Raw genomic sequence first — 25,954 nt, 5'->3', positions numbered from 1 at the left:
AAGCTCAGGCGGTGGCGACCCGAAAACCGCTTTTCGTTTCTTTCCCTAGTGAGAATCCCATGAGCCTGAACAACGTCCCCGCTGGCCGCGACCTGCCCAATGACTTCAACGTGATCATCGAAATCCCGATGAACGCCGATCCGATCAAGTACGAAGTGGACAAGGACACCGGCGCCATCTTCGTCGACCGTTTCATGGGCACTGCCATGCACTATCCGTGCAACTACGGCTACATTCCCCAGACCCTGTCGCAAGACGGCGACCCGGTCGACGTGCTGGTGATCACCCCGTTCCCGCTGATCCCGGGCGTGGTGGTGCGCTGCCGCCCCATCGGCGTGCTGAAGATGGCCGATGAATCGGGCATCGACGCCAAGCTGCTGGCCGTGCCGGTCGACAAGATCCTGCCGATCTACACCCACTGGCAAAAGCCTGAAGATTTGAACGAACTGCGTCTGAACCAGATCAAGCACTTCTTCGAACACTACAAGGATCTGGAAAAGGGCAAGTGGGTCAAGGTCGAGGGCTGGGAAGGCCCGGACGCTGCCCGTGCTGAAATCCTGGCCGGTGTGGAAGCGTTCAAGAACGCCAAGTAATTCCCCATCAGCAAGGCATAAAAAATCGCCCGACAGGTTTGCGCCTGTCGGGCGATTTTCATTTCATGACCGGCGCGGGCCGGTCGATGCGCTCAACGCCTGGTCAATCCAGCTTGGCCGCGTGCTCACGGGTCGCATGGAAAGTGATCTCCGGCCAGCGTTCCTGGGTCAGGCGCAGGTTCACGCCCGAGCTGGCCAGGTAGGCCATGTTGCCGGCTGCATCGATGGCCAGGTTGGCGCCGGCCGAGGACTTCTCGAAGTCGGCCAGTTTCTTCTTGTCATCGCAGCTGATCCAGCGGGCGCTGCTGATGCTGGTGCCTTCAAACACCGCATCCACGCCATATTCATTCAGCAGGCGGCTGGCTACCACTTCGAACTGCAGCACGCCCACCGCGCCCAGGATCAGGTCGCTGCCGGTCACCGGTTTGAAGACCTGCACCGCGCCTTCTTCGCCGAGCTGCTGCAGGCCCTTGTGCAACTGCTTGATCTTGAGCGGATTGCGGATGCGCGCCACGCGGAAGAAGTCCGGTGCGAAGTAGGGAATGCCGGTGAACTGCAACATCTCCCCTTCGGAGAAGCTGTCGCCGATCTGCATGTTGCCGTGGTTGGGCAGGCCGATGATGTCGCCGGCATAGGCTTCCTCCACCTGCTCGCGGCTGGAGGCCATGAAGGTCACCACCGAAGACACCTTGATGTCGCGGTTCAGGCGCAGGTGCTTCAATTTCATGCCGCGCTCGAAGCGACCCGAGCACACGCGCAGGAAGGCGATGCGGTCGCGGTGGGCCGGGTCCATGTTGGCCTGGATCTTGAAGACGAAACCGGAGAACGGCTCCTCGGTCGGCTTGACCTCGCGCACGGTGGCATCGCGTCCGCCCGGACCCGGTGCCCAGTCCAGCAGCGCATCGAGGATCTCGCGCACGCCGAAGTTGTTGATGGCCGAACCGAAGAAGACCGGCGTCTGCACCCCGGCCAGAAAGTCCTCCAGGTTGAAGGGGTGGGAGGCGCCATGCACCAGTTCCACTTCCATCTTGAGCTGTTCGATTTCCAGCGGGAACATCTCGGCCAGCTTGGGATTGTCGATGCCCTTGATGATTTCCACATTGCCGTTGGCGCGTTCTTCACCGGCCTTGAACAGCATGATCTCGTCACGCAGCAGGTGATACACGCCACGGAAATTCTTGCCCATGCCGATCGGCCAGGTCACGGGTGCGCACTGGATCTTCAGCACCGATTCCAGCTCATCCAACAGCTCCAGCGAATCGCGGGTTTCGCGGTCCAGCTTGTTCATGAAGGTGATGATGGGCGTATTGCGCATGCGGCAGACGTTCAACAGCTTGATGGTCTGCTCTTCCACGCCCTTGGCGGCATCGATCACCATCAGCGCCGAGTCCACGGCGGTGAGCACGCGATAGGTATCTTCCGAGAAGTCCTGGTGGCCGGGGGTGTCGAGCAGGTTGACCACGTGGTCGCGGTACTCGAACTGCATCACCGAACTGGCTACCGAAATGCCGCGCTGCTTTTCGATTTCCATCCAGTCGGAAGTGGCGTGGCGACCGCTCTTGCGGGCCTTCACGGTACCGGCCAGCTGGATCGCGCCCGAGAACAGCAGCAGCTTTTCGGTCAGCGTGGTTTTACCGGCGTCAGGGTGGGAGATGATGCCGAAGGTGCGGCGGCGCTTGACTTCGCGCGCGATCAGGTCGGACGAGACCTTGCTGCCGCTGCCGGGCACACTGACGGCATCATCGCAGGCGGCGCCGGCGACTTCGGGGAGTTCGTTGCTGGGTTCTTGCATGGCGGATCGGTCGGGGTGGGAGCCCGCAGGAACGCGGCCCCTGGCGCGGCTGGACAATCCAACCCGCATGGCCTCGGGCTGCGCGCACTGGTCCTTTGACAAGGAGGCGCCGCACGCCCTGTTCCGTAAGCTCTGGAAAACCCGAGATTATAACTGAAGCGGCCCGCTTACCCGCATGTTTGCTGATGGGCAACGTGCGGGCGGCGGGCTGCTCAGGGCCGGGCGGGCGGCGTTGTGACCAGATCAGGAGCGCTCGTCGCGCCGGTCGTCACGGCGCGGATGGGCTTCATGCTGCCGCGTCTGCTGCTGGTGCTGCTCACGTTGCGCGACCTCATGTTGTTGCTGTTGCTGCTGCCGGGCCTGCTCCATCTGGCGATGCTGCTGCTCGCGCTGCTGGTTCAGCATCTGCTGCTGGCGCATCTGCTGCTCGCGCTGTTGTTGCTGCAATTGCTGTTGCTGTCTCTGCTGCTGACCTTGCTGGTGCTGCTGCCACTGCCGTTGCTCGGCCTGTTGCCGTTGGCGCTGCTCTTGGGCTTGCTGCTCGCGCTGGTGTTGCTGATCGCGGATCATCTGCTCACGCTGGCGTTGCTGGTCATTGGCCTGTTGTTCGCGCTGGCGTTGCTGCTCGACGGCCTGGCGCTGGCGGAACTGGTCTTGCTGGGCCAGGCGCTGCTGCACGTTGTCGACCACCGGCAGTGGCCGCACAGCCGGTGCATGGTGTCCCGGCGGCGGTGCCACGGCGGGCGCGGATGGCTGGGCATAGCGCCCACCGGCATAGCGTGGATCGTGGTGCCATACCACCGGGCGCTGGTTCATCGTCACGTTGCGGTTGACGGTGACATTGTTGACATAGCGTTGATGGATGATGTTGGTGTTGGTGACGTTGGTGACGTTGTTGATGCGGGTCTGCGTCACCAGCACCTGGCGCTGGCGCCAGTCCGGCCGCGCCTCACCGAAGACGGCACGCATCACGCCGATGCCCACCCCGAAGCTGATGCTGGCCGAGAAGCCCGGTTCATAGCTGGGCGGCCGATAGCGCGGCGGCGGTGCCCACACCACTGGCGGGGCCGAGGGCCACCACCAGCTGCCATAGACCACGGTCGGGTTGTAGTAGGGCACGTAGACCACCTGCGGATTGACCGGCACGATCTCGATCACCTCATCCTGCACCACCACGCGCTGCTGCGGGCTGGATTCGAGCGTGCCGGCAATGCGGGCACGCTCGCGCAGGTTCTGCACCGTATCCATCACGGGGGCTTGCTGGCCGAGGAAGGCCTGGCCCAGTTGCTGGGTCCAGTCCAGGCGGTCATTGAGCATGGCCAGCACCGAGGGAAACTGCACCAGCGCCTTCACGCTCGGGTCCCAGGGCATGGGGGCCACGGCGCGGGCCAGCCCATCGCCTTGCAGGCCAGGTCGGGCTTCCACGAAGCGCTGGGCCTGCACCACCTCCAGCGGATAGGTCGAGGCCATCAGGACCTGGGCCAGCAGGGAATCCGGGTAGAGCGCCACCGGTGCCAGCATCTGGTCCAGCTGCTGCTGGGTATAGACCGGTGCAGGTGGCGCATAGGCCGTCTGCGCCTGCACGGGCAGACCCGAGACCAGCGAAAAGACCAGGCAGGTAGCCCAGGCCAGGGATATCTTGTTCATGTCGTTCTCCTTGCCAATGGCGTGCGCGGGAGCCATACGGGTGATCGTGGTCGCTGCCGTCGCACCGAAGTGAATTCATGGTCTGCCAGCTTGAGTCGACAAGGTGTAACGGAAGTGCAAGCAATGTTTCAGCCGAAAGCGTCAGTCAGACGCTCTTGCTCGATGGAAAGCCTTGCGCAAGGCGGGGGCGGCTGTGGCATCATGAACGGCCACGGAACGAATCTCATCCACGGAAAAGATAAATCGGGCGATTTTTTGCACTGTCGCAGATCCGTCGTCAAGCCCGTCAGCACGCGCTGCAGCAGCTCGCCAGGGCGGGTTGGCGTGCCCATTCCGGAAGAGGAGAAACGTTCTAAATTGTTTTCGCAGTAACAGGCAACATGCACCAGGGCAAACTTTTTACGACAACAAGCCATCAAGCTAGGAACGACCATGAGCCATCACCTGATCTGGCGGCGCGATGATTTCCTCATCGACACCGATCCCGACCGGCTGGACATCCCTCTCATCCACGACGTACTGACCCATTCGAGCTGGTCCCCCGGCATCGACCTCAACACCGTGCGTACCGCCTTGGCCAACAGCCTTTGCTTCGGTCTTTATCGCGGCAAGCAGCAGATCGGTTTTGCCCGCGTGGTGACCGACCATGCCACCTTCGGCTACCTGTGCGACGTCTTCGTCGTCGGCGACTTGCGCGGCCAGGGTCTGGGGCGCTGGATGATCGAATCGGTGAACCAGCATCCGACCCTGCAGAAACTGCGTCGGGTCATGCTGACCACTTCTACCGCACCGTGGCTATATGCCAGCTGTGGTTTCGAGGCCATCAATCGCGGTGACTTCGTGTGGCATATCTCGCGTCCGGATATTTATCGGCAGGGCGCATAGCAGCAGATTCATCGTCTTCTGAATCAGCGGAGCGCAGGATGGCTCCGCTGTTTTCTTTTCCGCGTACGCCAAAGGCATGGCGAAAAACTTAGTTTTCCTTGCCTTTCTTCCGGCTGTACTTTCTTTCTCCCTGGTTCGATCCATTGATCTCACTGGCTGAATTGAGCTTGCGGGGACTATTTTCTTTTGCCGTATTTACTAATTCTTTTTATTGAATGAGGCCACTTATACGCGCTTTTGCGGAGGATGCAACTTAGTTTTTACGTTCGTTTGATCCAGCGTCGTTTTCCAGGCGGCAATCATGATTCGCATCAAGATGCGGGCACATGTGGATTTTCCATATTTTTTGCGGACATATAATTTTTTGGCGTCAACCCAACCCATTTCAGTCCATCCACCTGATGCGCGTCCACATCGAGCGCAGGAAACCTGATCATGACCATTGCCAATAAAATCCGTCTGCTTCTGCTCGCCGTCGTTCTGGGCCTGGCCGGCGTCACCGGTTTGAGCATCTATCACAGCAATCGCATTGCCGATGCGGCCAGCTATTCTTCGGTCAACACCGTGCCCAGTCTGCTGGTACTGGGCGAGGCCAGCGAGGCGATTTTCGGTATCCGTGTCGGCATCTGGCGCTATGCCGCCGCGACCGATGCCACCGCCCGCCTCCAGCTGGAAAAATCCATGAGCACGCTGCGTGACCAGGTCATTGCCACCTTTGATCGTTACGAGAAGGACGTCCTCTCCGATGCCACCGACCGGCAGTTGCTGCAGGCAGACCGTGATGCCTTTGCCGAGTATGAGAAGAACCGACAGCGGGTCATCGCGCTGGGTGCCGAAGGCAAGAACGAGGAAGCGCTGGCGGCCGTGGAGCACTACGTGGTTCCGCCCGGTACCAAGCTCATCAACGCGCTGGCTGCACATCGCCGCCACAACGAGCAGCTCGGCCAGCAGGGTGTGCAGACGGCCCAGAACAGTTTGCGTTCGGCGATCTACCAGGCCGTGCTGATGAGCCTGTTCGTGTGTGTGGTGGTGGTGCTGGTGAGCCAGCTGATTTCGCGTGCCATTACCACTTCGCTGGGTGAAGCCATCCTGACTGCGCGCGCCATTGCTACGGGCGATCTCAGCACCCGCATCCGTCATCGCGCCAATGATGAGGTCGGCCAGTTGATGCAGGCCATCCAGCAGATGACCGACAGTCTGGTGCGCATCGTGAGCAATGTGCGCAATAGCGCCAATACCATTGCCACTGCCACTGCCACCGCAGAAATCGCGGCTGGCAATCTGGATCTGTCCAGCCGCACCGAATCCCAGGCCGGGTCCATTGAAGAGACCGCTTCGGCCATGGACCAGCTCACCGCTGCCGTGCGCCAGAATGCCGATAATGCCCAGCAGGCCAATGCGCTGGCGATTTCTGCCTCCGGTGTGGCCAGCGAGGGTGGTCAGGCGGTACAGGAGGTGGTCAAGACGATGGAAGAGATCAATGCCTCGTCTCTGAAGATCGTTGACATCATCAGCGTGATTGACGGTATCGCTTTCCAGACCAATATCCTTGCCCTGAATGCCGCCGTGGAGGCGGCGCGGGCAGGCGAGCAGGGGCGCGGTTTTGCGGTGGTCGCCTCCGAGGTGCGCTCACTGGCGCAGCGCTCGGCAGCGGCGGCCCGTGAGATCAAGGAGCTCATCGATGATTCGGTCGGCAAGGTGGAAAGCGGTAGCCGTCTGGTGGCGCAGGCGGGTACGACGATGCAGCAGGTCGTGGGCAGTGTGCATCGCGTGGCCGATATCGTGGCCGACATCACGGCCGCCAGTGCCGAACAGAGTGACGGCATCGTCCAGGTCAATCAGGCCATTGGATTGATGGATCAGGCGACGCAACAGAATGCGGCACTGGTGGAGCAGGCGGCTGCGGCGTCGCAGTCCTTGCAGGAGCAGGCGGTACAGTTGGCGGGGGCGGTGCAGGTGTTCAAGCTTGATCCTGAAAGGGACAAGCCCATTGAGATGGTGTCCGCAGCCACGCCCGTGGCCGTGGCACCAGTCGCGGAGCGCAGCGGTGAAATGCTGCTGGTCGGTGCGCACGCGCATGGGTGAAGACAAGAGGGACGCAGCGTGGCGTCCCTCTTGTCTTGCTGTTCTTCAATGCGGAATCAGCGAGCTCATTTCTTTGGGTTCGCTGAACAATGGTGGCTGGTGGTCAGTCATTGCCTGCCATTGCATTGATGGTCGATGCAGATCAGGCGGTCACCACTGATCCTGAGCGCCGCGGTTGCGTGTGCTGCAATGAAAATGCCGGGAAATGTGGCCTGCCCTGAGGGACTCGAACCCCCGACCTATGGCTTAGAAGGCCATTGCTCTATCCAGTTGAGCTAAGGGCAGTTCGGCGTGGCTGACGGTGTGATGCTGCGCCAATGCGCTACCGTCAACGATCCAGAAAAGAAAACGGGCTGTCCACGACAGCCCGTTTTTGATGAGTGGTCGGAGTACAAGGATTCGAACCTTGGACCCCCTGGTCCCAAACCAGGTGCGCTACCGGGCTGCGCTACACTCCGAGAAGCGAGATAATAGCAGCATCCCTTGCAAACGGTCAACAAACATCGTAATCCACGCTGCCAGGCCCTAGGCCGCCGTCTCACGCTCCCGTGCTTCGGCCTCGGCCACTACCTTGATCTCCACCATCAGCTTCTTGATCTCCGGCACGCACGAGCCACAATTGCCGCCCGCCTTCAGGCAGGCCGTCACCTGGCTCACTTCGCTCAGGCCCTGCGCGCGGATGGCGTTGCAGATGGTGTTGCGTCCCACGCCAAAGCAGGAACACACGGTCGGTCCGGTATCGGCACCTTTCTCGATGGGCTGGCCTACCAGCAGGCCGACGCGGTCCGCTTCTTCCAGTTTCTCCTTGGCAAAGAGCCCCGCCAGCCACGAGCGCGAGGGCAGGTCAGGTCGCGCCGACATGAACAGGCACATGTCGATGCGATCCTCCACAACGTGGACCGCGCGATAGCTGCCATCGCTCAAATCTTCATACTCCAGCCAGTCCGCATCATCGGCCTGCACACCCAGCAGTGCGCGCGCCCAGGCCGTGTGGTCGCTGATGTGATTGCGTCCGGCCAGTTCATATCGCACAAAGTCGCGGCCCTGTACGCGCGTCCAATGCGTAATGTCGTCCAGGTCCAGCGCATGGCGCGTGAGAATGAAACCATGCCAGCCCACACGGAACTCCTCGATTGCTACCGGCGTGTGCTTGAATTCCGGTTCGCCCGAGACCGGGTCGACCACCGGATTGACCACCGCACCCACGCGCGCATCGGAGGCCGATTGCCCGTTCCAGTGGATGGGCACGAACACATTGCCACGCGCAATGCCGCCGCCATGCTGCACGCGCGCCACCATCGCGCCCCAGCGACTGCTGATGCGCGCCAGGCCACCTTCACGCACGCCATACAGCAACGCATCCTGCGGGTGGATGTCGATGAAGGATTCAGGAATATGGCTGGCCAGCGTGGCCGACTTGCCGGTGCGCGTCATGGTATGCCAGTGGTCGCGCACACGACCGGTGTTGAGGATCAGCGGGTAATCCTCGCAGGGCGCATGCCCCGGCGCGCGCGGCGCGGTCGGTACAAAACGCGCACGCCCATCGGCGTGCGAGAAACGATGATCCTGCAAGACGCGCGCCGTGCCGCTCACGCTGCCATCGGACAAACGCTGCACCGGCCACTGGATCGGTGCCATGGCGTCATACGCAGCCTTGTCCATGCCGGTCAGGCCGGACAGGTTGAAGACACGCCGTGCACGCCCGCCATCGGTCTCGCCATTGCGATGGGCGGAGAGCCGCGCATGTTCATCGAAGATCGCATGCGGGCCGTCGAAATCGAATCCCGCAAAGCCCATGCGTCGTGCGACCTCGCAGATGATCTGCCAGTCACCGCGGGCTTGACCCGGTGCGGTGAGGAAAGCGCGCTGCCTTGAAATGCGGCGCTCGGAATTGGTGACCGTGCCGTCCTTCTCGCCCCAGGCCAGTGCCGGCAGCAGCACGTGGGCCAGCGCATTGGTATCGGTCTGCATGACGACGTCGGAAGACACCACCAGCTCGCACTTCTGCAGCGCGCGTTGCACCAGGTCGGCATCAGGCAGGCTCACCAGCGGATTGGTGGCCATGATCCACACCGCCTTGATGCGACCCTCCTCGATGGCGCGGAACATGTCCACGGCCTTGAGGCCCGGCTTGTCCGCGATGCGCGGGGATTGCCAGAAGTCCTGCACGATCTCGCGATGCAGGGGCTGATCCAGATCCATGTGTGCGGCCAGCATGTTGGCCAGGCCACCGACCTCGCGTCCGCCCATGGCATTGGGCTGTCCGGTGATGGAGAACGGCCCCGTGCCCGGCTTGCCGATGCGGCCCGTGGCCAGGTGGCAGTTGATGATGCTGTTGACCTTGTCGGTGCCCACCGAGGACTGGTTCACGCCCATGGAAAAACCGGTGACGACTTTCTCGGTCTCGGCAAAGGCTTCGTAGAAGGCCAGCAGGTCTTGCAGATCCACCTTGCACAGACGCGCTACCGTGGCGGGATCGGCGCAATCGGCATCGGCTACCGCCAGTGCCTCGTCAAAGCCGTTCGTATGCGCAGCGATGAAGGCGTTGTCACGCAGGCCGCGATGGGCCAGATAGCTCATCAGGCCATTGAAGAGCCACACATCGGTGCCTGCCTTGACCGGCAGGTGCAGGTCCGCCAGCTCGCAGGTCGCGGTGCGGCGCGGGTCGATCACGATCAGGCGCATGGACGGCCTGGTTTCCTTGAGCCTGGCGATGCGCTGGAAGAGGATGGGATGGCACCACGCCGCATTGGATCCGACCAGCACGATCAGGTCGGCCAGTTCCAGGTCTTCATAGCAGACCGGCACCAGGTCTTCACCGAAGGCGCGCTTGTGGCCGGCTACCGCCGAGGACATGCACAGGCGCGAATTGGTATCGATGTTGGCGCTGCCGATGTAGCCCTTCATGAGCTTGTTGGCGATGTAGTAGTCCTCGGTCAGCAATTGTCCCGAGACATACAATGCGACGGCATCCGGACCATGTTCGGCGATGACGGCTGAGAACTTGCTCGCCACCTGCTCCAGCGCCTGATCCCAGGAGACCTGCTGCAATGCGCCTTGCGCATCGCGCACTTGCGGATGCAGCAGGCGGCCATCCAGATCCACCGTTTCCGCCAGGGCCGATCCCTTCACGCAGAGGCGGCCGAAGTTGGCCGGATGCTGCACGTCGCCCTGCACGCCGATGCGCCCATCGTCCTTGAGCGCAGCCGTCACGCCGCAGCCCACCCCGCAGTAGGGGCAGGTCGTCGAGGTGGTGGCCACGGCCAGGGCCAGCGGAGTCTGTGCAAGATTCATTGGTATCCTTTGTTACTGATTGCCGTCGGTAGCCTGCCGGCTAGGCCGCATGCTGGCACATGGCCTGTCCGAAGGGCAGTTCGCGCCGGAAGGCGCTGATGTCGCGGCCACTCTGGATCAGGTCGAAGTACCACGGGCCATCCTTGACATCGCCGTACAGCACCGCGCCGACCAGCCGCGAGCCGCGCAATACCAGGCGCTTGTAGATGCCGCGGCGCGGATCGCGTACCACCAGGTCTTCGGTATCCTCACCGCCGATGAAATCACCCGCCGAATAGAGGTCCACGCCCGTGACCTTGAGCTTGGTCGCCGTGGCCTGCTGCACATAGCGGCGATGACCGGCCCCGGCCAGATGTGCACCACAGACACGGGCCTGATCCCAGATCGGCGCTACCAGTCCGAAGGTGGCCTTGCGGTGCTGCACGCATTCGCCCACGGCATAGATGCGCGGGTCATAGGTTTGCAGGGTATCGTCGACGATGATGGCGCGTTCACAGTGCAAGCCTGCCGATTTGGCTAGCGCAATGTTGGGGCGCACGCCCGCTGTCATCACCACCAGGTCGGCGGGAATGCTGCTGCCATCCTTGAAACGCACTGCGCTCACGCGATCCGGGCCGACGATTTCTTCGGTATGGGCATTGAGCAGGAAGCGCAGGCCCTTGTCTTCCAGTGCCTTCTTCAGCAGGGCGGCGGCGGGCTTGTCCAGTTGCTGGTTCATCAGCGCGTCAGTGACGTGCACCACGGTCACGTCCATGCCCTGGCGCATCAGGCCATTGGCCGCTTCCAGTCCCAGCAGGCCGCCGCCGATCACTACCGCATGACGGTGCGTGCGCGCCGCTTGCAGCATGATGTCCACGTCCTGAATGTCGCGGAAGGCGATCACGCCCGGCAATTGATGGCCCGGCACCGGAATGATGAACGGCGTGGAGCCGGTCGCCAGCAGCAGGCGGTCGTATTTCACCGTGAGGCCAGATTGCGCGTGGACGGTGCGCTGGCGGCGGTCGATCTGGATGACGGGATCGCCCGCATGCAGGGTGATGCCGTTGTCCTCGTACCAGGCGCGCGGGTTGAGCATGATGTCATCGATGCTCTTGTCACCGGCCAGCACCGGCGAGAGCATGATGCGGTTGTAGTTGCCGTGCGGCTCGGCGCCGAAGACGGTGATGTCGTAGAGGTCCGGCGCCAGCTTCAACAATTCCTCCACCGTGCGCATGCCGGCCATGCCATTGCCGACCACCACCAGCGAGGGCCTGGCTTGCGTGTTGTCGGCCGTGGTCACCATCTCAGCCACCGATCCAGACTTTGCCGCCATCGATGCGCGCCGGCCAGGCCGGCACCGAGTGGGCAGGTTCTTCCAGGCACTGGCCGGTGGTCAGGTCAAAATGGTGCTTGTAGATGGGCGAGGCCACCACGATGCGTTCGCCCAGATTGCCCACCAGCCCGCGCGAGAGCACGGCGGCCTGCGCATTGGGATCATAGTTGCCGATGGCGAAGACGCGCGGTTGTGCCTGGCCCTGGCTGCGGTCGATGACATGGAAGATGGCTACCTGCTGGTCACCGATCAGCGCGGCCACACCGGTGTTGGGGACGATCTCGGCCAGTTCGCAGACCGGAGTCCATTGCTTGATTTGTTGGTCGCTGTGCATGCTGGGCTCCTTCTTACACGGTCTCGGCGACGACGGGAATATCGAGCAGCTTCTTCTCGGCCACCGTGGCCGGACGGATCTGCCCGCGTTCCTCGACGAACTTGATGTTGCCATCGGCCGCCTTGCTGTTGACGAAGTGGCGGAAGCGCTTGCGCGTTTCCGGATCGGTGACGGCCTTCTTCCATTCGCACTGGTAGGTGTCGACCACGCGCTGCATTTCGCTCTCCAGTTCGGCGGCAATGCCCAGCTTGTCATCGATGACCACGCTCTTGAGATAGTCCAGTCCGCCTTCCAGGTTCTCGCGCCAGGTGCTGGTGCGTTGCAGGCGGTCAGCGGTGCGCACGTAGAACATCAGGAAACGGTCCACATAACGTGTCAGGGTGTCTTCATCCAGATCGGAGGCGATCAGTTCGGCATGGCGCGGTTTCATGCCGCCATTGCCGCAGACGTAGAGATTCCAGCCCCTCTCGGTGGCGATGATGCCCACGTCCTTGCCTTGTGCCTCGGCGCATTCACGGGTGCAGCCGGAGACGCCGAACTTGATCTTGTGTGGCGAACGCAGGCCCTTGTAGCGGTTTTCCAGACGCACCGCGAAGCCCACGCTGTCACCCACGCCATAGCGGCACCAGGTCGAGCCGACGCAGGACTTCACCGTGCGCAGCGACTTGCCGTAGGCATGGCCGGTCTCGAAACCGGCAGCGATCAGTTCTTCCCAGATGTCCGGCAACTGGTCCACGCGGGCACCGAACAGGTCCACGCGTTGCCCGCCGGTGATCTTGGTGTAGAGGCCGTATTTCTTGGCGATCTGGCCGACCGCGATCAGTCCATCGGGCGTGACTTCGCCACCGGCCATGCGCGGCACCACCGAGTAGGTGCCATCCTTCTGGATGTTGCCGAGGAAGTAGTCGTTGGAATCCTGTAGTCCCGCGTGTTCCTTCTTGAGCACGAAGTCATTCCACAGCGAGGCCAGCACATTGGCCACCATGGGCTTGCAGACGTCGCAGCCCAGCCCCTTGCCATGCTTTGTCAGCAGTTCATCGAAGCTCTTGATCTGGCCCACGCGCACCAGGTGATGGATTTCCTGGCGCGAGTAGGGGAAGTGTTCGCAGACGTGGTTGTTGACCGCCAGACCCTGTTTCTTCATCTCGGCCTTCATCACCTGGGTGACCAGGGGCACGCAGCCGCCGCAGGCGGTGCCGGCCTTGGTACAAGCCTTCAGATCGCCGATAGTGGTGATGCCCGAGGCGACGGCTGCGCACAGCTGGCCCTTGGAGACGTTGTTGCAGGAGCAGATCTGCGCCGATTCCGGCAGTGCATCCACGCCCAGGCCCGGCTTGGCCTTGCCGTCCGATTGCGGCAGGATCAGGAATTCGGGCGACTCCGGCAGCTCGATCTTGTTGAGCATCATCTGCAAGAGCGTGCCGTATTCCGAGGCATCGCCCACCATCACCGCGCCCAGCAAATGCTTGCCGGATTCGGAAACGACGATCTTCTTGTAGATCTGCTTGCGCTCATCGGTGAACTGATACGAACGGCTACCGGCTTGCTTGCCGTGGGCGTCGCCAATGCTGGCCACGTCCACGCCCATGAGTTTCAATTTGGTGCTCATGTCGGCGCCGTTGAAGGCGGGCACTTCGATCGCTTCATCGCGGTGCGACAGCAGATGTTTGGCGGCGGTGCGGGCCATGTCGTAGCCGGGGGCGACCAGGCCGAAGATCTTGCCGTTCCACAGTGCACATTCACCGATGGCATACACGGCCGCGTCGGACGTGAGGCAGCTGTTGTCGATGACGATGCCGCCACGCTCGCCCACCTTCAGGCCGGCCTGGCGCGCCAGTTCGTCACGCGGGCGGATGCCGGCGGAGAAGACGATCATGTCGGTTTCCAGGTGCGAGCCGTCTTCGAAGTTCATGCGATGGGTGTGCTGCTTGCCATCGACGATCTCGACCGTGTTCTTTTGCGTATGGGCCGTCACACCCAGTTCCTCGATCTTCTGGCGCAGGATGCGGCCACCGCTTTCGTCGACCTGCACCGCCATGAGGCGTGGGGCGAATTCGACCACGTGCGTTTCCAGCTTCAGGTCGCGCAGGGCCTTGGCGCATTCCAGCCCCAGCAGGCCACCGCCGATGACCACGCCGCTCTTCGAACGGTTGCCGCATTCCAGCATCGCTTCCAGGTCTTCGATGGTGCGATAGACGAAGCAGTCCTTGCGCTGGTTGCCTGCCACCGTCGGCACGAAGGGGTAGGAGCCAGTGGCCAGTACCAGTTTGTCATAGGACAAGGTCTCTTCTGCGCCAGCCACGTTGACCAGTACCTGCTTGCGTTCCAGGTCGATGTGCTGGGCCTTGGCATTGAGCTTGAGATCGAACTGCACCGGGCTGCGGCCTGCATCGAAGAAGCCGGGCGCGACCAGTGACAGGTCTTCTGCGCTCTTGCCGGCGAAGAATTCGGAGAGATGTACGCGGTCGTAGGCCGGGCGCGGTTCTTCGCAGAGGATGGTGACCTTCAGATCGCTTGCGCCGCTCTCGGCCAGGCATTCCAGGAATTTATGGCCGACCATGCCGTGGCCGATGACGATGATGTTCATGGCGTATCTCCTCAGGCGGCAACTTTGCTGTCGGCCAGGACGGCATCGCCGTGCTTGTCCGAGGCGGTGAAGCGGATGGCCACCGCGCACAGGGCCGAGATGGTCACCAGCACGCCCAGCATCGACAGGGTCTGCTGGGTATTGCCCAGGCCCTTCATCAGGAAGCCCGCCGCCACAGCCCCCACGTTGCCGCCAGCGCCGATGATGCCAGCCACGCCACCGAGCGCCTTGCGGTCGATGAAAGGTACCAGCGCATAGGTCGCGCCGCAGGCCATGTGGGTGAACAGTCCGAAGCACAGCATGGCGATGATCGCCGCCACCACGCTGCCGGCATGGGCGAACCACAGCAGTCCCAGACCTTCACCCAGCATCATCACGAAGAGCAGGGTGGCACGGCGGTTCAGACCGCCACGCAGGGCCACCTTGTCGGAGATGAAGCCGCCCAGGGCACGGGCAAACAGCGCCAGCAGGCCGAAGCTGGCCGCAGCGATGCCGGCCGACTCCAGCGAGAGCTGGAAATGTTCGACGTAGTAGATGGCGGCGATGTTGTGGATGAAGATTTCCACGCCGAAGCAGGCGCCGTAGGTGATGAAGAGCATCCACACCCGATAGTTGGCAGCGGCCGCGCGGAAGCTGGCCCAGCCGCCGCGCTTGCCGCTTTCGATGCTCACGCCGGCGGCGCGCAGATCGTCATAGTTGCCTTCCGGGCAGTCCTGGGTGAAGCGCCAGTAGAGTGCGGCCATTACCAGCATCAGCACGCCCGGCACCAGCAGTGCCGCGCGCCAGCCCCAGCTGTGCGAGACGCCCAGCATCAGCATGGCCGCCATCAGCAGGGGCATGACGCCCTGCGCCACGCCACCGCCCGCATTGCCCCAGCCGGCCGTGGCCGCATTGGCCGTGCCGACCACGTTGGGGGCGAACATCACCGAGGTGTGATATTGGGTGATGACGAAGCTGGCACCCACTGCACCGATGAGCAGGCGGAAGAAGAGGAAGCTCTCGTAGCTTTGCGCGAAGGCCACGCCGATGACGGGGACCGCGCCGACCAGGAGCAGGCTGGTATAGGTCTTGCGCGGGCCGAAGCGGTCACACATGGGGCCGATGATCAGGCGCACCAGAATGGTCACGGCCACCGCCGCGATATTGATGTTGGCGATCTGGCCGGGGGTGAGGTGGAGCTCCCCCTTGATGACCGGCATCAGCGGCGCGCAGGCGAACCAGGCGAAGAAGCAGACGAAGAAAGCCATCCAGGTCAGATGGAAGGCGCGCATCTGGGGCGTGCCCAGGGAGAACAGCGCGATACGATTGGATTTGCTCATGTCGGGTCCCTTGAAAACAAAAAGGCGTCCGCTCAAAACCGAGGCCTTGCCTCGTTTCAAGCGGACGCCATTGTCCGTGTGCATTGCAGATCCATCGTTAGATCGGCATCAGATTGGGGGATCGTCCTTGATCCCGATGATCATTGAGCAAAGGTCGTGCCAGCCGGCGGGATTGGACCGAGAGGGCCGTCGCGAGAGGGTTTGCGGGAGGAAGGGTGGGGTCGAAGCGCGACATTGGGCGAAGCCAGCATCACCGATATATATCATTGCATGATGTATTCAGGTGCGGCCTGCGCGTTCGTGGTGCAGTGCATCGTGGCAGTGCGAGCTGGAAATGGGCAGGGGCAGTGCAGGAATGGAGGGGTGGTCTTGCCGCAGGGCCATGTGGCGCTTCAAGGGCGGATGACAATGGGTTTGCAGGCGTGATGCGGTCTCAGTCTTCTTCGCGGGCGCTGATGTCGGCGCGCTCGACATCGCTCTTGCGCAGCCATTGGCGGTGCAGGAAGTGTTCCAGCGGGCGGCCCACCACGAACAGGGCCAGGATCAGGCCGGTAGCCATGAGTGCCACGCGCCACCAGCCGGCCCCGCAGACGATGCCCACCGCCGCCGTGACCCAGATCGAGGCCGCCGTGGTCAGTCCGCGCACCTTTTCGCTGCGCTGCTCATGGATGATGACCCCGGCACCGAGGAAGCCGATCCCGGTGATCACGCCCTGGATGGTTCGACTGATGGCATCGCGGTTCTCGGCCGTGGCCTCCAGCGCAAAATTCATGGCGGCCATCGTCACCAGTGCCGAGCCCAGCGATACCAGCCCCAGGGTCTTCATGCCGGTGGGCTTGCCGCGCAGGTTGCGGTCGATGCCGATGACGCAACCGATGAGCATGGCGAAGAGCAGTCGGTAAAAGATTTCCAGGTGATCGGTCATGAGTAGGCGTGTGCAGTGGGCGAAGGCGACATTGTAACCTTCGGCGAGCCCCATTCTGGCGTGGCCTGCAGGTCGGATACACGCGATCGGATGCAGTCTCCATCGCGTGGTCCACCGGACGCGGGGACGTATTCAGGGCAGGGTCTGACGCAATTCGCTGGGACTGAGTCCGTAGTGCTGCCGAAAGCGCATCGCGAAGCGCGACGGCGAGTCGTAGCCGCATGCCGAGGCGATATCGGCGATGGGTAAGGAGGAGGCCTGCAACTGGTCCAGCGCCAGTCCCAGTTGCACCTTGTCCAGCAGTTCCCGAAAGCCGGTTTGCTCCCGTGCCAGACGCCGTCGCAGGGTCGACACGCTGCAGTAAAACGCCTCGGCCACGCGCTCCAGGCTGCGCTGCTCGGGAGGCAGCATCAGCAGGACCTGTTCGATATGGTGGCTGATGGCGTCGCCGCGCTCACGCAGCAGGCCGCCGATGGCGCCGCGCAGGCTCAGAGCCAGCAACAGACCCTCGGCTGCCTGGCATTGCAGCTCGCTCGCGGCGTCGTCGCGGATGCAGTCCTGCAGATGACGCCAGGCGCGCAGGATGTCGGCATCCTGCGCTACGCTGCTGACGGCGCTGACATCGCGCGCCTGCACGCCCTGGCCGGGATAGTGCAGACGGAAGCGCTCGATCAGTGCCGGCGGCAGCGAGATCATGTCCGCAGCATACTCGCCGCCCTTGGGCAGGTTGGCGACATTGACCCGGGTGCCGGCAGCGATGAGCACCAGTACATCTTGTGCGCACACCAGATGGCGGTGGCCCCACTGCAGCCGCTTCTTGCCCTGGCGCACGTGGCAGATGCTGGCCAGGCCGATGAAGACCTGGCGCAACTGCTGTTCATGACGGGCGCGGATGCGCGTCAACGCTGGGCGGGGACCATGGGTGAAGGGCAGGATGGCAATGTCACTTTGCATGCGGGAGGTCACGTCCGTAGTAGGCGGTCAGCCGGGCCTGGCCGAGGGCGGAGGCATTGAGGAAGAAGCCGAGCATAGCACCGCTGGCTTGCGCATCCAGTGGCAATTTTTCGGTATTGAGTGCCCAAATGACGAATTGATAGCGATGCGGCTTGTCGCCTTGCGGCGGGCAGGCGCCGCCGAAGCCGCTGCTGCCGAAATCGGTGCGACCCTGCATGGCCCCTGCGGGCAGGCCACGACCTTGGGCATCGATACCGCCCGGCAGGCTGGTGGTGGAGGCCGGCAGGTTGAACACGGTCCAGTGCCACCAGCCGCTGCCGGTGGGCGCATCCGGGTCATAGACGGTCACGGCAAAACTCTTGGTGCCGGCCGGCGCGCCCGACCACGACAACTGCGGCGAGCGGTTCGCGCCCATGCAGCCGAAGCCGTTGAAGACTTGCGAGATCGACAGCATCTGGCCGTCCTTGATGTCGGTGCTGCTGACCGTGAAATCGGCGGCCTGGGCCGACAGTGCAGAAAACGTCAGGGCCGCTGCGGCCACGCAATTGCGGAGAAAGGACATGAAAGCGCTCCAGTGAAGGTTGAGGAGCGCCCATGGTAGAAGGCCGATGACAGATACATGGTGCAGAAAACGTCAGCCTCGGTGCAGAAAGCGTCAATGCACCCGATAGCGAGACCGGGCGGGCTTGTGTCACACTGGCGTGGATGGTCTGCCTTCGGAAGGTCAGGCTCTCCGGTTTTCCTTCCTTTTCCTTTTCCTTTTTCTTTGTCATGGCTGCTGTCCGTTCCGTTTCGTGTTCTTCTGCTGGCGCAGCGGTTTGCGCGTCGGACCACGCGGTGCCGCGCCTGCGCGTGCAAGACCTTGGTTCGGCCGTTGTGGCACCGCTCAGTTTTTCGGTGCAGGCCGGCCAGTGCCTGGCGGTGGAAGGCGCATCCGGCGCCGGCAAGACGCGCCTGCTGCGCCTGATCGCCGATCTTGACGAAGGGCAGGGCGAAGCCTGGCTGGAGGGCCGGTCGCGCAGTGCCATGCCGGCCCCCCAATGGCGGCGCCAGGTGCTGTATCAGGCGGCTGAGGCGGCGTGGTGGGACAGCAGCGTCATGGCGCATCTACAGCCGCAGCAACGCGAGGCCGCCTGTACGCTGGCGATGCGCCTGGACTTGCCTGCCAGTCGCCTCGAAGCCGATCTGACGCAATTGTCGACCGGTGAGCGCCAGCGTGCCGCGCTGATCCGGTCTTTGCTGCAGCGGCCCGCCGTGCTCATGCTGGATGAACCGACCAGTGCGCTCGATGCCGATAACGTGGCCCGGGTGGAAGCCGTCTTGCGGGAGGCCATGCAGCAGGGCATGGCGCTGCTGCTGGTGACGCATGCGCAAGAGCAGGCGCAGCGTCTGGCCAGCGGTGTGCTGCGCGTGATGAAGCGGGAGCGCGCATGAGCGTCCTGGAATTGTCCTCTGGCGACCTGGCCTTGTCGGCCATCCTGGTGCTGGTCAACGCCATTGCGTCGCTGGCGCTGGGTTTGCGGATTCACCGTCCACTGCTGGTAGCGGCGCTGCGCATGGTGGCGCAACTGCTGCTGGTGGGGCTGGTGCTGCGCTGGATTCTCGGCCATCAATCGCCCTGGCTGACGACGGTGGCGGTGCTGCTGATGATCGCCGCCGCCGCACGCGAAGTCGCCAGCCGTCCGCGTACGCCGCTGGCGGGTAGCGCCGGACTGCGCATCAGCGCCGTCGTGGTGGGCACGGCCTCCCTGCTGACGGTGGGATTGGCCTTGTCCACGGCGCTGCGTCCTGATCCCTGGTACGACCCGCGCTATGCCATTCCGCTGATGGGGATTGTGCTGGGCAGCGTCCTCAATTCGGCCAGCATCGCGCTGGACGCCTTCCTCACCGGGGCACGCCAGTCGACGGCCATCATCGAAGCCCGCCTGGCGCTGGGCCAGACCCGCCAGCAAGCCTTGCGTGCGCCGCGCATGGCGGCCATCCGCAGCGGCTTGCTGCCGGTCATCAACCAGATGTCGGCGGCGGGCATCATCACCCTGCCGGGCATCATGACCGGCCAGGTGCTGGCCGGCATGGATGCCTTGTCGGCCGCCAAATATCAGATCCTGTTGATGTTCATCCTGGCCGGGGCCAGTGGGTTGGCTGCCTTTGGTGCGGCGACGCTGGCCATGTGGCGATTGACGGATGGGCGGCAGCGGTTGCGGTTGGATCGGTTGCGGGATCAGACTCGGACATAGCAATAGTTGCTTGATCATTGTTGAGCACGGTTGCTGATCGGAGGGACGGTGAAGGCCTCTGGCTCTGCTGCTTGGCCAGCATTTGCAGTCGAGCTTTTATAATGATCTCGCCTCCATACTCTCAGCGAGTCATCATGAACCTCACCCCCCTAGCCATCCTGCTGGTCTTCCAATGCCTGGGCGAAGGCGCCGCGCAATTGCTGGGCCTGCCCATTCCCGGTCCGGTGATCGGCATGCTCCTGCTGCTGATCGCCTTTCTCTCTTCGCCGCGTCTGGCGCAGCTGATGGAGCCCACTTCCTGGGGCATCCTGCAGCATCTGTCGCTGCTGTTCGTACCCGCCGGGGTCGGCGTGATTGCCGCCGCCGGTCAGCTCAAGGGCGATCTGCCGGCCATCGTGGTGGCGCTGGTGGTGAGTACGGTATTGGCCATCGCCGTCGGTGCGCTGGTGACCAACGCCGCGATGAAGCGCTTCTCCAGCGCGCGGCAGGCAACCGGCGATGAGGAGGAAAACTGATGCACGGCCTGGCTCGCCTGACCGATGTCTGGGTCTATCTCGCGGCTTCGCCGCTGCTGGGGTTGACCACCACGCTGGTGGCCTATCTGTTCGCGTTGTGGGTTTACCGCCGCCTGGGCTACAACCCGCTGGCCAATCCGGTGTTGATCGCCATTGCCATCGTGGTCAGCATCCTCACCCTCACGCATACACCCTACAAGACCTACTTCGAGGGCGCGCAATTCGTCCACTTCATGCTCGGCCCGGCCACCGTGGCGCTGGCCATGCCGCTCTACAAGCAGTGGCACAATTTCCGCCGCGCGGTGCTGCCGCTCTTGCTGGGACTGGCGGCAGGGTCGGTGACCGCCGTGGTCTCGGCAGTCGGCATTGCCTATGCGATGGGGGCTTCGCGTGACATCGTCATTTCCATGGCCCCCAAGTCCGCCACCACACCGATTGCCATGGCCATCTCGGAACGCTTCGGCGGCCTGCCTTCACTGACCGCCGTGCTGGTCATCTGTACCGGTATCCTGGGCGCAGTGCTGGCGCGCTACGTGCTCAACTTCCTGCGCATCGACAGCCACCCCGTGCGCGGCTTCGCCCTGGGCGTGGCCTCGCATGGCATCGGTACCGCGCGTGCCTTGCAGGTCAGTGCCGAAATGGGCGCATTCGCCGGACTGGGGATGGGGCTCAATGGCGTCTTCACCGCCGTGCTGGTGCCGGTGCTGATGCCCTTGTTCCTGCGCTGGACTGCGCATTGAAAATGAAATAAATGATTTACGCCGCAGGTCGGGGGCACCACGGCGGTACCTTGAATTGTTCCACCAGGAAGTCACGCATGCGCTGCACCTTGGGCGGCAGATGAGTGCGGGTGGGATAAAGCGTATGCACCACCAGTTGCTCACCGGTGCTCCAGCCCTCGAACAGCTCCACCAGTTCTCCGGAGCGGATGGCAGCATTGACGATGAAGTCTGGCTGAATCGCAATGCCCTGGCCGGCCACGGCCATGGCACGGCAGGTGGCACCGTTGTTGACGTAGACGGTGGAGCGCACGCGTACCTGGCAGGTGTCGCCGTGCTCATGCCTGAAATGCCACTCGTCGCCGCCATTGCGGTAGCTGTAGGAGATGAAAGGGAAGTCACGCAGCTCGGCCGGAGTCTGCGGTGTGCCGTGCCGTTGCAGGAAGCCCGGTGAGGCGCAGGCGATCATGCGCACCGGCGCCAGCGGGCGCGCGACCATGCGGCTGTCACCCAGGGCGCTGATGCGGATGACCATGTCGAATCCCTCTTCCAGCAGATCGATGGTGCGATCCGACAGGGTGATGTTGAGCGTGATCAGGGGATTGCTCTCGGTGAACCTGCCCCACAGCGGTGCCAGCTGTTCCACCCCAAAATCCTGCGGCGCGCCGATGCGCAGCCGTCCACAGGCCTGGTCGGAATTGAGCCCGACTTCGCTCTCCACATCCTGAATCGATTCCAGCAATTCCTTGCAGCGAGTGAAGTAGACGCGGCCTTCATCGGTCAGCGAAAGCCGTCGCGTGGTGCGATGAAGCAGGCGGATGCCGAGAAACTGTTCCAGTTCCGACACTTGGCGCGAGACCGCCGGTTTGGAGAGGCCCGTGACATCTACCGCGGCCACGAAGCTGCCGCTCTCGACCACGGCCACAAAGGTTTCCATCGCTTGCAACTTGTCCATGGCTGCCTTCCGATCCGCAAGAAAAATACCGGCCAGACTGCCACAGGCAAACAGATTTGCCCATGCTACGTTTGGATAATGGCGCGCTGGCGCAATACCTTCATCGCACCGTGGCCGCCCAGGCCACGACCTCGCCAGCCAGCCGCGCCGAGGCGCTGCCAAAGGCGCTGACCACTTCCGGTACCTTGCTGCCAGCCACCGCTTCCACTACCGCAAAGCGTCGCGCCGCCAGTTGCTGGCGCGTGGCGGCGTCCACCAGGCGGGCGTCGTAGACGATCACCACGCTGGGCGTACCATGGCGATACTCGGTCTGGAAGGCCGTCAGTGCGCCATCGAGTTCGACCTCGGCAGCAATGTTGGCATTGTCGCCGGACAGGCGCGGGAAGCGCCCGTCGGCCTGGAAGGCATCCAGCAGGCGGTCACGCAACAGCTGCGGTGCCGGATCACTCCAGCGTACTCCCGCATAGGACTTGATCACGTCGCCCTCAGGCAGCACCAGGATGCGTTCACTGTCGATGCTGCGACTGGCCGCAGGCGTGGCGATACGCAGCGCGCGATACGCAGTGCCGCTGGCCGGGGTGGCGCCGGAGGCCAGCGGCGGCAGGCGATAGACCGCCAGCGGATCGGCCTTGGGAAGGATGGAACACGCCGTCAGGGCCAGGCTGGCGGCCACCAGGGCGGTGCGCAGGAGCGGGGTCATCATGGTTGGAATTCCTGGAGATTGTCTTGGCCCAGCAGATAGGCGCCGGGATTGCTTTCCAGCTTGCGGCTGATGGTCCGCACGGAGGCCAGCGTGCTGCGCAGTTCGGTGATGGCCGGGCCGATCTCGGCCACCCCCTGGGCGCCGTTGTTGAGGGCCGCCTGGTTCTGCTGGATCAGCTTCTCGATCTGCTGGCTGCTGGCGGCCAGCGAACGCATGGCTTGCTGCAGGTTGCCCATGGCGTCGTTGCCGCGCGTGGCCAGCAACTGGTTGGCGGACTGCATGGCCAGGTTGGCCTGGCGCGCAGCGGCCGCCAGTTCCTGCATGGCCGTGCCGACATTGCCGCGCTGGGAGGCCAGGGTGTCGGTCAACTGTTCCAGATGGGCCAGGGTCTGGTTCAGGCGCCGCGCATTTTCCGGGGCCAGGAACTGCTTGGCGTTGAGCAGCACTTCATTGACGTTGGAGAGCAGGTCTTCGCCGTTGGAGAGCAGAGACGACAGCGGCGAGGGCGAGGCGATGATGATGGGGTCATTGCCATCCTTGGATTCCAGTCGCGGACTGGCTGGCGAGCCATTGGTCAACTGGATCAGCGCGGTGCCGGTGATGCCGGCCAGGGCCAGCTTGGCGCCGGTGTCTTCCTTGATGGGAGCCTTGCCGGTGACGCGGATGCGGGCGCGTACCTTGCGCGGATCGGCGGGGTCCAGGCTCAGGCCGACCACGTCGCCCACCTTGATGCCGCTGTACTGCACCGGGCTGCCGCGCGAGAGACCGCTGACGGCTTCGTTGAAGATGACCGTGTAGTAGTCGACATCGCGATCCTGTCCGGCCTTGGTCAGCCACAGGCAGAACAGCAGCGCCGCCAGGGCGACCAGGATGGTGAACAGTCCGATGAGGACATGATGGGCACGCGTTTCCATTAGGCGTTTCCTTGATGCGTTGGGGTGGCCGCCGCACGCAGCGCGGCCTGGCTGGCGGCCCGTCCGCGCGGGCCCTGGAAGTATTGCTGTATCCACGGATCATCGAAGGCCGCCACGGCCTCGATGCGGTCGGCCACCAGCACGCGCTTGGCCGAGAGGACGGCAACGCGGTCACAGATGGCGTAGAGGGTGTCCAGGTCATGGGTGACCAGGAACACGGTCAGTCCCAGCGCATCGCGCAGGGTCAGGATCAGGCGGTCAAAGGCGGCTGCGCTGATGGGGTCCAGGCCGGCCGTGGGTTCGTCCAGGAACAGGATGTCCGGGTCCAGCGCCAGCGCCCGGGCCAGCGCGGCGCGCTTGATCATGCCGCCCGAGAGCGCGGCCGGATACTTGTCGCCAGCGGCGATGGGGAGTCCCGCCAGGGCCAGCTTCATGGCCGAGACGCCGCGCGCCTCGTCGGCATCGAGCCCGCCGTATTCGGTCAGGGGCAGGGCGATGTTTTCCAGCACCGTCAACGAAGAGAACAGTGCACCCTGCTGGAACAGCACCCCGAAGCGCCGCTCGTACTGCGACCGTGCCTCGTTGGAGAGGGCCGCCAGGTCTTGCCCGAACACCCTGATCTGGCCTGCTGCGGGCGCTTGCAGTCCGACGATGCTGCGTAGCAGAACCGACTTGCCGGTGCCGGATCCGCCGACCACGCCGAGGATTTCACCGCGCCGCACCTGCAGGTCCAGCTGGTCGTGCACCACCTGGGTACCGAACTGGTTGCGCAGGCCGCGCACGTCGATGATGGACTCCACGGCGCTCTCGTCGTGAACACGATTCACCATCCCATCTCCATGAAGAACAGGGCTGCCAGCGCATCCAGCAGGATCACCACGAAGATCGACTGCACCACGCTGGAGGTGGTGTGCTGGCCCACCGACTGGGCGCTGCCGCTGACCTTGAAACCTTCATTGCAACCGATGATGGCGATCACGAAGGCAAACAGCGGCGCCTTGACCATGCCCAGCAGGAAATGACGGATGCCCACATCCTGCTGCAGCAGCGAGAGGAACATGGTCGGGCTGATGTCCAGCGACAGTGCACAGACCATGGCTCCGCCCAAGAGGCCGGACATCATCGCGATGAAGGTCAGCAGGGGCATGGAAATCAACAGGGCGATGATGCGCGGCAGCACCAGCAGATTGACCGGATCCAGGCCCAGTGCGCGGATGGCGTCGATTTCCTCGTTGGCCTTCATCGAGCCGATCTGCGCCGTAAAGGAACTGGCAGTACGTCCGGCCATGAGGATGGCGGTCAGCAGCACGGCGAATTCGCGCAGGAAGGAAAAGGCCACCAGGTCCACCGTATAGAGACTGGCGCCGAAATCGGCCAGCACGGTGGCGCCGAGGAAGGCGACCACGGCGCCCACCATGAAGGTCAGCAGGGACACGATGGGTACGGCATCCAGCCCGGTCTGTTCGACCTGGGCCACCACGCCGGTAAAGCGCCAGCGCGAGGGTCGCCAGAACGAGGCGGCCAGCGTTTGCAGGCACAGTCCTGTAAAACCCAGCAGGTCGCGTGTACAGCTGCGCAGATTGAGGGTGGCCATGCCCACGCGTTCCAGCATGTCGGTAATCCACGCCTGCGGCGGCGGGGCGGCCTTGGGCATGGCGATGGCGCGGGCCTCGGCCACGGCAGCCAGCAGACCGCGCCAGGCACGCGGCAGGGTGCTGTGCTCGCCGGTCTGGCGCAGGGCGCCCGGGACGCCCAGCAGATCCACCAGCAGCTTGGCACCGACGGTATCGAAGGCGGTCAGTGCAGAAAACGTCAATTCCGTTTCCTCGTTCATGGCTGGCCGCTGCTGCGCAATCTGGCGCGACAGGGCGCGGTAGTTGCGCAAGGTCCAGTCGCCTTCCACGTGCAGCACGGGCGGGCTGGACGGTTCGAGGCGGAAGGTGGCGGCAGTATTCAAATCAGGTCGTGCCAGCGGGCAGGGAGTGGGAAGGGGGCAGTGTAGCGAACTTGCCGGCCCATGTGCAAAAAGCGTCAGCAGGCTGCGGCAAGTATGGCATGCAGGGAGGCTTCGCGCCAGCGGTCGGGCGGTACGGCGGCACACTATCCCAAGAGGTAATTGTCGGGGGCGTGGCCTATCCATCGGCCCCGGCTGACGACAGCGGCCAGAACGTCGTGCGCATCGGT

The 25,954-nt window shown here is 63.5% G+C and carries 23 protein-coding genes and 2 tRNA genes; 7 read left to right on the top strand and 18 right to left on the bottom strand.

Annotated features, from left to right (window positions below):
* The first annotated feature begins 59 nt into the window (after positions 1-59).
* Positions 60-593 (top strand): inorganic diphosphatase, encoded by a 534-nt coding sequence (gene ppa / locus HNO82_RS17560; RefSeq protein ID WP_006463345.1) that lies wholly within the window; start codon positions 60-62, stop codon positions 591-593.
* Positions 594-696: 103 nt separating this feature from the next.
* Here the strand turns inward: ppa and HNO82_RS17555 are convergent, their stop codons facing one another.
* The 3 genes from HNO82_RS17555 to HNO82_RS17545 all read right to left on the bottom strand — a co-directional run bounded on the left by HNO82_RS17555 (position 697) and on the right by HNO82_RS17545 (position 4,466).
* Entirely contained in the window at positions 697-2,385 is a 1,689-nt protein-coding gene (locus HNO82_RS17555; protein ID WP_175344589.1) for a peptide chain release factor 3, read from the bottom strand.
* 243 nt (positions 2,386-2,628) lie between these two features.
* Positions 2,629-4,032, bottom strand: a complete 1,404-nt coding sequence (locus HNO82_RS17550; protein ID WP_175344588.1) for a DUF3300 domain-containing protein — start codon at positions 4,030-4,032, stop codon at positions 2,629-2,631.
* Positions 4,033-4,160: 128 nt separating this feature from the next.
* Positions 4,161-4,466 (bottom strand): hypothetical protein, encoded by a 306-nt coding sequence (locus HNO82_RS17545; RefSeq protein ID WP_175344587.1) that lies wholly within the window; start codon positions 4,464-4,466, stop codon positions 4,161-4,163.
* Here HNO82_RS17545 and HNO82_RS17540 point away from each other — a divergent pair.
* Together HNO82_RS17540 and HNO82_RS17535 are read left to right on the top strand one after the other, a co-directional pair.
* Entirely contained in the window at positions 4,465-4,917 is a 453-nt protein-coding gene (locus HNO82_RS17540) for a GNAT family N-acetyltransferase (RefSeq protein ID WP_008329813.1), read from the top strand. The two genes, HNO82_RS17545 and HNO82_RS17540, sit on opposite strands and share 2 nt — an antisense overlap.
* 435 nt (positions 4,918-5,352) lie before the next feature.
* Positions 5,353-7,002, top strand: coding sequence for a methyl-accepting chemotaxis protein (locus tag HNO82_RS17535; protein ID WP_175344586.1), 1,650 nt, complete (start codon positions 5,353-5,355; stop codon positions 7,000-7,002).
* Between the two features lie 208 nt (positions 7,003-7,210).
* On the opposite strand, the gene HNO82_RS17530 is transcribed toward HNO82_RS17535, so the two are convergent.
* The 10 genes from HNO82_RS17530 to HNO82_RS17485 form a co-directional block, all read right to left on the bottom strand.
* Positions 7,211-7,287: transfer RNA gene (locus tag HNO82_RS17530), tRNA-Arg, on the bottom strand.
* Between the two features lie 96 nt (positions 7,288-7,383).
* A tRNA-Pro gene (locus tag HNO82_RS17525) sits at positions 7,384-7,460 on the bottom strand.
* A gap of 67 nt (positions 7,461-7,527) precedes the next feature.
* A complete protein-coding gene (locus HNO82_RS17520) occupies positions 7,528-10,296 on the bottom strand; it encodes a nitrate reductase (protein ID WP_175344585.1) in 2,769 nt (922 codons plus the stop codon).
* Positions 10,297-10,336: 40 nt separating this feature from the next.
* Positions 10,337-11,578: an NAD(P)/FAD-dependent oxidoreductase gene (locus tag HNO82_RS17515; protein WP_175344600.1), complete on the bottom strand. Its 1,242-nt coding sequence runs from the start codon at positions 11,576-11,578 to the stop codon at positions 10,337-10,339.
* A 1-nt stretch (position 11,579) separates the two neighbouring features.
* The gene (gene nirD, locus HNO82_RS17510; protein ID WP_008329803.1) at positions 11,580-11,942 is read right to left on the bottom strand and encodes a nitrite reductase small subunit NirD; all 363 of its coding nucleotides are present in this window, start codon (positions 11,940-11,942) and stop codon (positions 11,580-11,582) included.
* A gap of 13 nt (positions 11,943-11,955) precedes the next feature.
* A complete protein-coding gene (nirB, locus tag HNO82_RS17505; protein WP_175344584.1) occupies positions 11,956-14,529 on the bottom strand; it encodes a nitrite reductase large subunit NirB in 2,574 nt (857 codons plus the stop codon).
* 11 nt (positions 14,530-14,540) lie between these two features.
* On the bottom strand, positions 14,541-15,848 hold the full coding sequence (locus HNO82_RS17500; protein WP_175344583.1) for an MFS transporter: 1,308 nt from the start codon (positions 15,846-15,848) through the stop codon (positions 14,541-14,543).
* Between the two features lie 433 nt (positions 15,849-16,281).
* Complete coding sequence (locus HNO82_RS17495; protein ID WP_175344582.1) at positions 16,282-16,773, bottom strand: MgtC/SapB family protein; 492 nt, start codon at positions 16,771-16,773, stop codon at positions 16,282-16,284.
* Positions 16,774-16,905: 132 nt separating this feature from the next.
* Entirely contained in the window at positions 16,906-17,184 is a 279-nt protein-coding gene (locus HNO82_RS22470) for a helix-turn-helix transcriptional regulator (protein WP_502709279.1), read from the bottom strand.
* A gap of 532 nt (positions 17,185-17,716) precedes the next feature.
* Positions 17,717-18,289 (bottom strand): kinase inhibitor, encoded by a 573-nt coding sequence (locus tag HNO82_RS17485; RefSeq protein WP_175344580.1) that lies wholly within the window; start codon positions 18,287-18,289, stop codon positions 17,717-17,719.
* Between the two features lie 290 nt (positions 18,290-18,579).
* Here HNO82_RS17485 and HNO82_RS17480 point away from each other — a divergent pair, with 290 nt between their 5' ends.
* From HNO82_RS17480 to HNO82_RS17465, 4 genes are all read left to right on the top strand, one after another.
* On the top strand, positions 18,580-19,161 hold the full coding sequence (locus HNO82_RS17480; protein ID WP_175344579.1) for an ABC transporter ATP-binding protein: 582 nt from the start codon (positions 18,580-18,582) through the stop codon (positions 19,159-19,161).
* On the top strand, positions 19,158-19,964 hold the full coding sequence (locus HNO82_RS17475; protein WP_175344578.1) for an ABC transporter permease: 807 nt from the start codon (positions 19,158-19,160) through the stop codon (positions 19,962-19,964). Before HNO82_RS17480 ends, HNO82_RS17475 begins: the two co-directional genes overlap by 4 nt.
* A gap of 134 nt (positions 19,965-20,098) precedes the next feature.
* Positions 20,099-20,479, top strand: a complete 381-nt coding sequence (locus HNO82_RS17470; RefSeq protein WP_175344577.1) for a CidA/LrgA family protein — start codon at positions 20,099-20,101, stop codon at positions 20,477-20,479.
* Positions 20,479-21,219, top strand: a complete 741-nt coding sequence (locus HNO82_RS17465) for an LrgB family protein (RefSeq protein ID WP_008329790.1) — start codon at positions 20,479-20,481, stop codon at positions 21,217-21,219. The genes HNO82_RS17470 and HNO82_RS17465 overlap by 1 nt, the downstream gene beginning before the upstream one ends.
* A 16-nt stretch (positions 21,220-21,235) precedes the next feature.
* Here HNO82_RS17465 and HNO82_RS17460 read toward each other — a convergent pair whose 3' ends face one another.
* From HNO82_RS17460 to HNO82_RS17440, 5 genes are all read right to left on the bottom strand, one after another.
* Positions 21,236-22,153, bottom strand: a complete 918-nt coding sequence (locus tag HNO82_RS17460; RefSeq protein WP_175344576.1) for a LysR family transcriptional regulator — start codon at positions 22,151-22,153, stop codon at positions 21,236-21,238.
* 100 nt (positions 22,154-22,253) lie between these two features.
* Complete coding sequence (locus tag HNO82_RS17455) at positions 22,254-22,856, bottom strand: ABC-type transport auxiliary lipoprotein family protein (protein ID WP_175344575.1); 603 nt, start codon at positions 22,854-22,856, stop codon at positions 22,254-22,256.
* Complete coding sequence (locus tag HNO82_RS17450) at positions 22,853-23,770, bottom strand: MlaD family protein (RefSeq protein ID WP_175344574.1); 918 nt, start codon at positions 23,768-23,770, stop codon at positions 22,853-22,855. Before HNO82_RS17450 ends, HNO82_RS17455 begins: the two co-directional genes overlap by 4 nt.
* Positions 23,770-24,600: an ABC transporter ATP-binding protein gene (locus HNO82_RS17445; RefSeq protein WP_175344573.1), complete on the bottom strand. Its 831-nt coding sequence runs from the start codon at positions 24,598-24,600 to the stop codon at positions 23,770-23,772. The genes HNO82_RS17450 and HNO82_RS17445 overlap by 1 nt, the downstream gene beginning before the upstream one ends.
* On the bottom strand, positions 24,594-25,727 hold the full coding sequence (locus tag HNO82_RS17440) for an MlaE family ABC transporter permease (RefSeq protein ID WP_175344572.1): 1,134 nt from the start codon (positions 25,725-25,727) through the stop codon (positions 24,594-24,596). Before HNO82_RS17440 ends, HNO82_RS17445 begins: the two co-directional genes overlap by 7 nt.
* Between the last annotated feature and the right edge of the window lie 227 nt (positions 25,728-25,954).

It is taken from the genome of Herbaspirillum sp. C9C3 (genome assembly GCF_013359625.1).
Lineage (GTDB): Bacteria > Pseudomonadota > Gammaproteobacteria > Burkholderiales > Burkholderiaceae_D > Herbaspirillum.
Note: the sequence above shows the minus strand (reverse complement) of the source record. Positions and strands in the feature narration are given on the sequence as shown.

Coding starts and splice junctions, on each gene's coding strand:
- ppa (WP_006463345.1), top strand. CDS start 60: ATGAGCCTGAACAACGTCCCCGCTGGCCGCGACCTGCCCAATGACTTC.
- HNO82_RS17555 (WP_175344589.1), bottom strand. CDS start 2,385: ATGCAAGAACCCAGCAACGAACTCCCCGAAGTCGCCGGCGCCGCCTGC.
- HNO82_RS17550 (WP_175344588.1), bottom strand. CDS start 4,032: ATGAACAAGATATCCCTGGCCTGGGCTACCTGCCTGGTCTTTTCGCTG.
- HNO82_RS17540 (WP_008329813.1), top strand. CDS start 4,465: ATGAGCCATCACCTGATCTGGCGGCGCGATGATTTCCTCATCGACACC.
- HNO82_RS17545 (WP_175344587.1), bottom strand. CDS start 4,466: ATGGTCGTTCCTAGCTTGATGGCTTGTTGTCGTAAAAAGTTTGCCCTG.
- HNO82_RS17535 (WP_175344586.1), top strand. CDS start 5,353: ATGACCATTGCCAATAAAATCCGTCTGCTTCTGCTCGCCGTCGTTCTG.
- HNO82_RS17520 (WP_175344585.1), bottom strand. CDS start 10,296: ATGAATCTTGCACAGACTCCGCTGGCCCTGGCCGTGGCCACCACCTCG.
- HNO82_RS17515 (WP_175344600.1), bottom strand. CDS start 11,578: ATGGTGACCACGGCCGACAACACGCAAGCCAGGCCCTCGCTGGTGGTG.
- nirD (WP_008329803.1), bottom strand. CDS start 11,942: ATGCACAGCGACCAACAAATCAAGCAATGGACTCCGGTCTGCGAACTG.
- nirB (WP_175344584.1), bottom strand. CDS start 14,529: ATGAACATCATCGTCATCGGCCACGGCATGGTCGGCCATAAATTCCTG.
- HNO82_RS17500 (WP_175344583.1), bottom strand. CDS start 15,848: ATGAGCAAATCCAATCGTATCGCGCTGTTCTCCCTGGGCACGCCCCAG.
- HNO82_RS17495 (WP_175344582.1), bottom strand. CDS start 16,773: ATGACCGATCACCTGGAAATCTTTTACCGACTGCTCTTCGCCATGCTC.
- HNO82_RS22470 (WP_502709279.1), bottom strand. CDS start 17,184: ATGCTGCCTCCCGAGCAGCGCAGCCTGGAGCGCGTGGCCGAGGCGTTT.
- HNO82_RS17485 (WP_175344580.1), bottom strand. CDS start 18,289: ATGTCCTTTCTCCGCAATTGCGTGGCCGCAGCGGCCCTGACGTTTTCT.
- HNO82_RS17475 (WP_175344578.1), top strand. CDS start 19,158: ATGAGCGTCCTGGAATTGTCCTCTGGCGACCTGGCCTTGTCGGCCATC.
- HNO82_RS17470 (WP_175344577.1), top strand. CDS start 20,099: ATGAACCTCACCCCCCTAGCCATCCTGCTGGTCTTCCAATGCCTGGGC.
- HNO82_RS17465 (WP_008329790.1), top strand. CDS start 20,479: ATGCACGGCCTGGCTCGCCTGACCGATGTCTGGGTCTATCTCGCGGCT.
- HNO82_RS17460 (WP_175344576.1), bottom strand. CDS start 22,153: ATGGACAAGTTGCAAGCGATGGAAACCTTTGTGGCCGTGGTCGAGAGC.
- HNO82_RS17455 (WP_175344575.1), bottom strand. CDS start 22,856: ATGATGACCCCGCTCCTGCGCACCGCCCTGGTGGCCGCCAGCCTGGCC.
- HNO82_RS17450 (WP_175344574.1), bottom strand. CDS start 23,770: ATGGAAACGCGTGCCCATCATGTCCTCATCGGACTGTTCACCATCCTG.
- HNO82_RS17445 (WP_175344573.1), bottom strand. CDS start 24,600: ATGGTGAATCGTGTTCACGACGAGAGCGCCGTGGAGTCCATCATCGAC.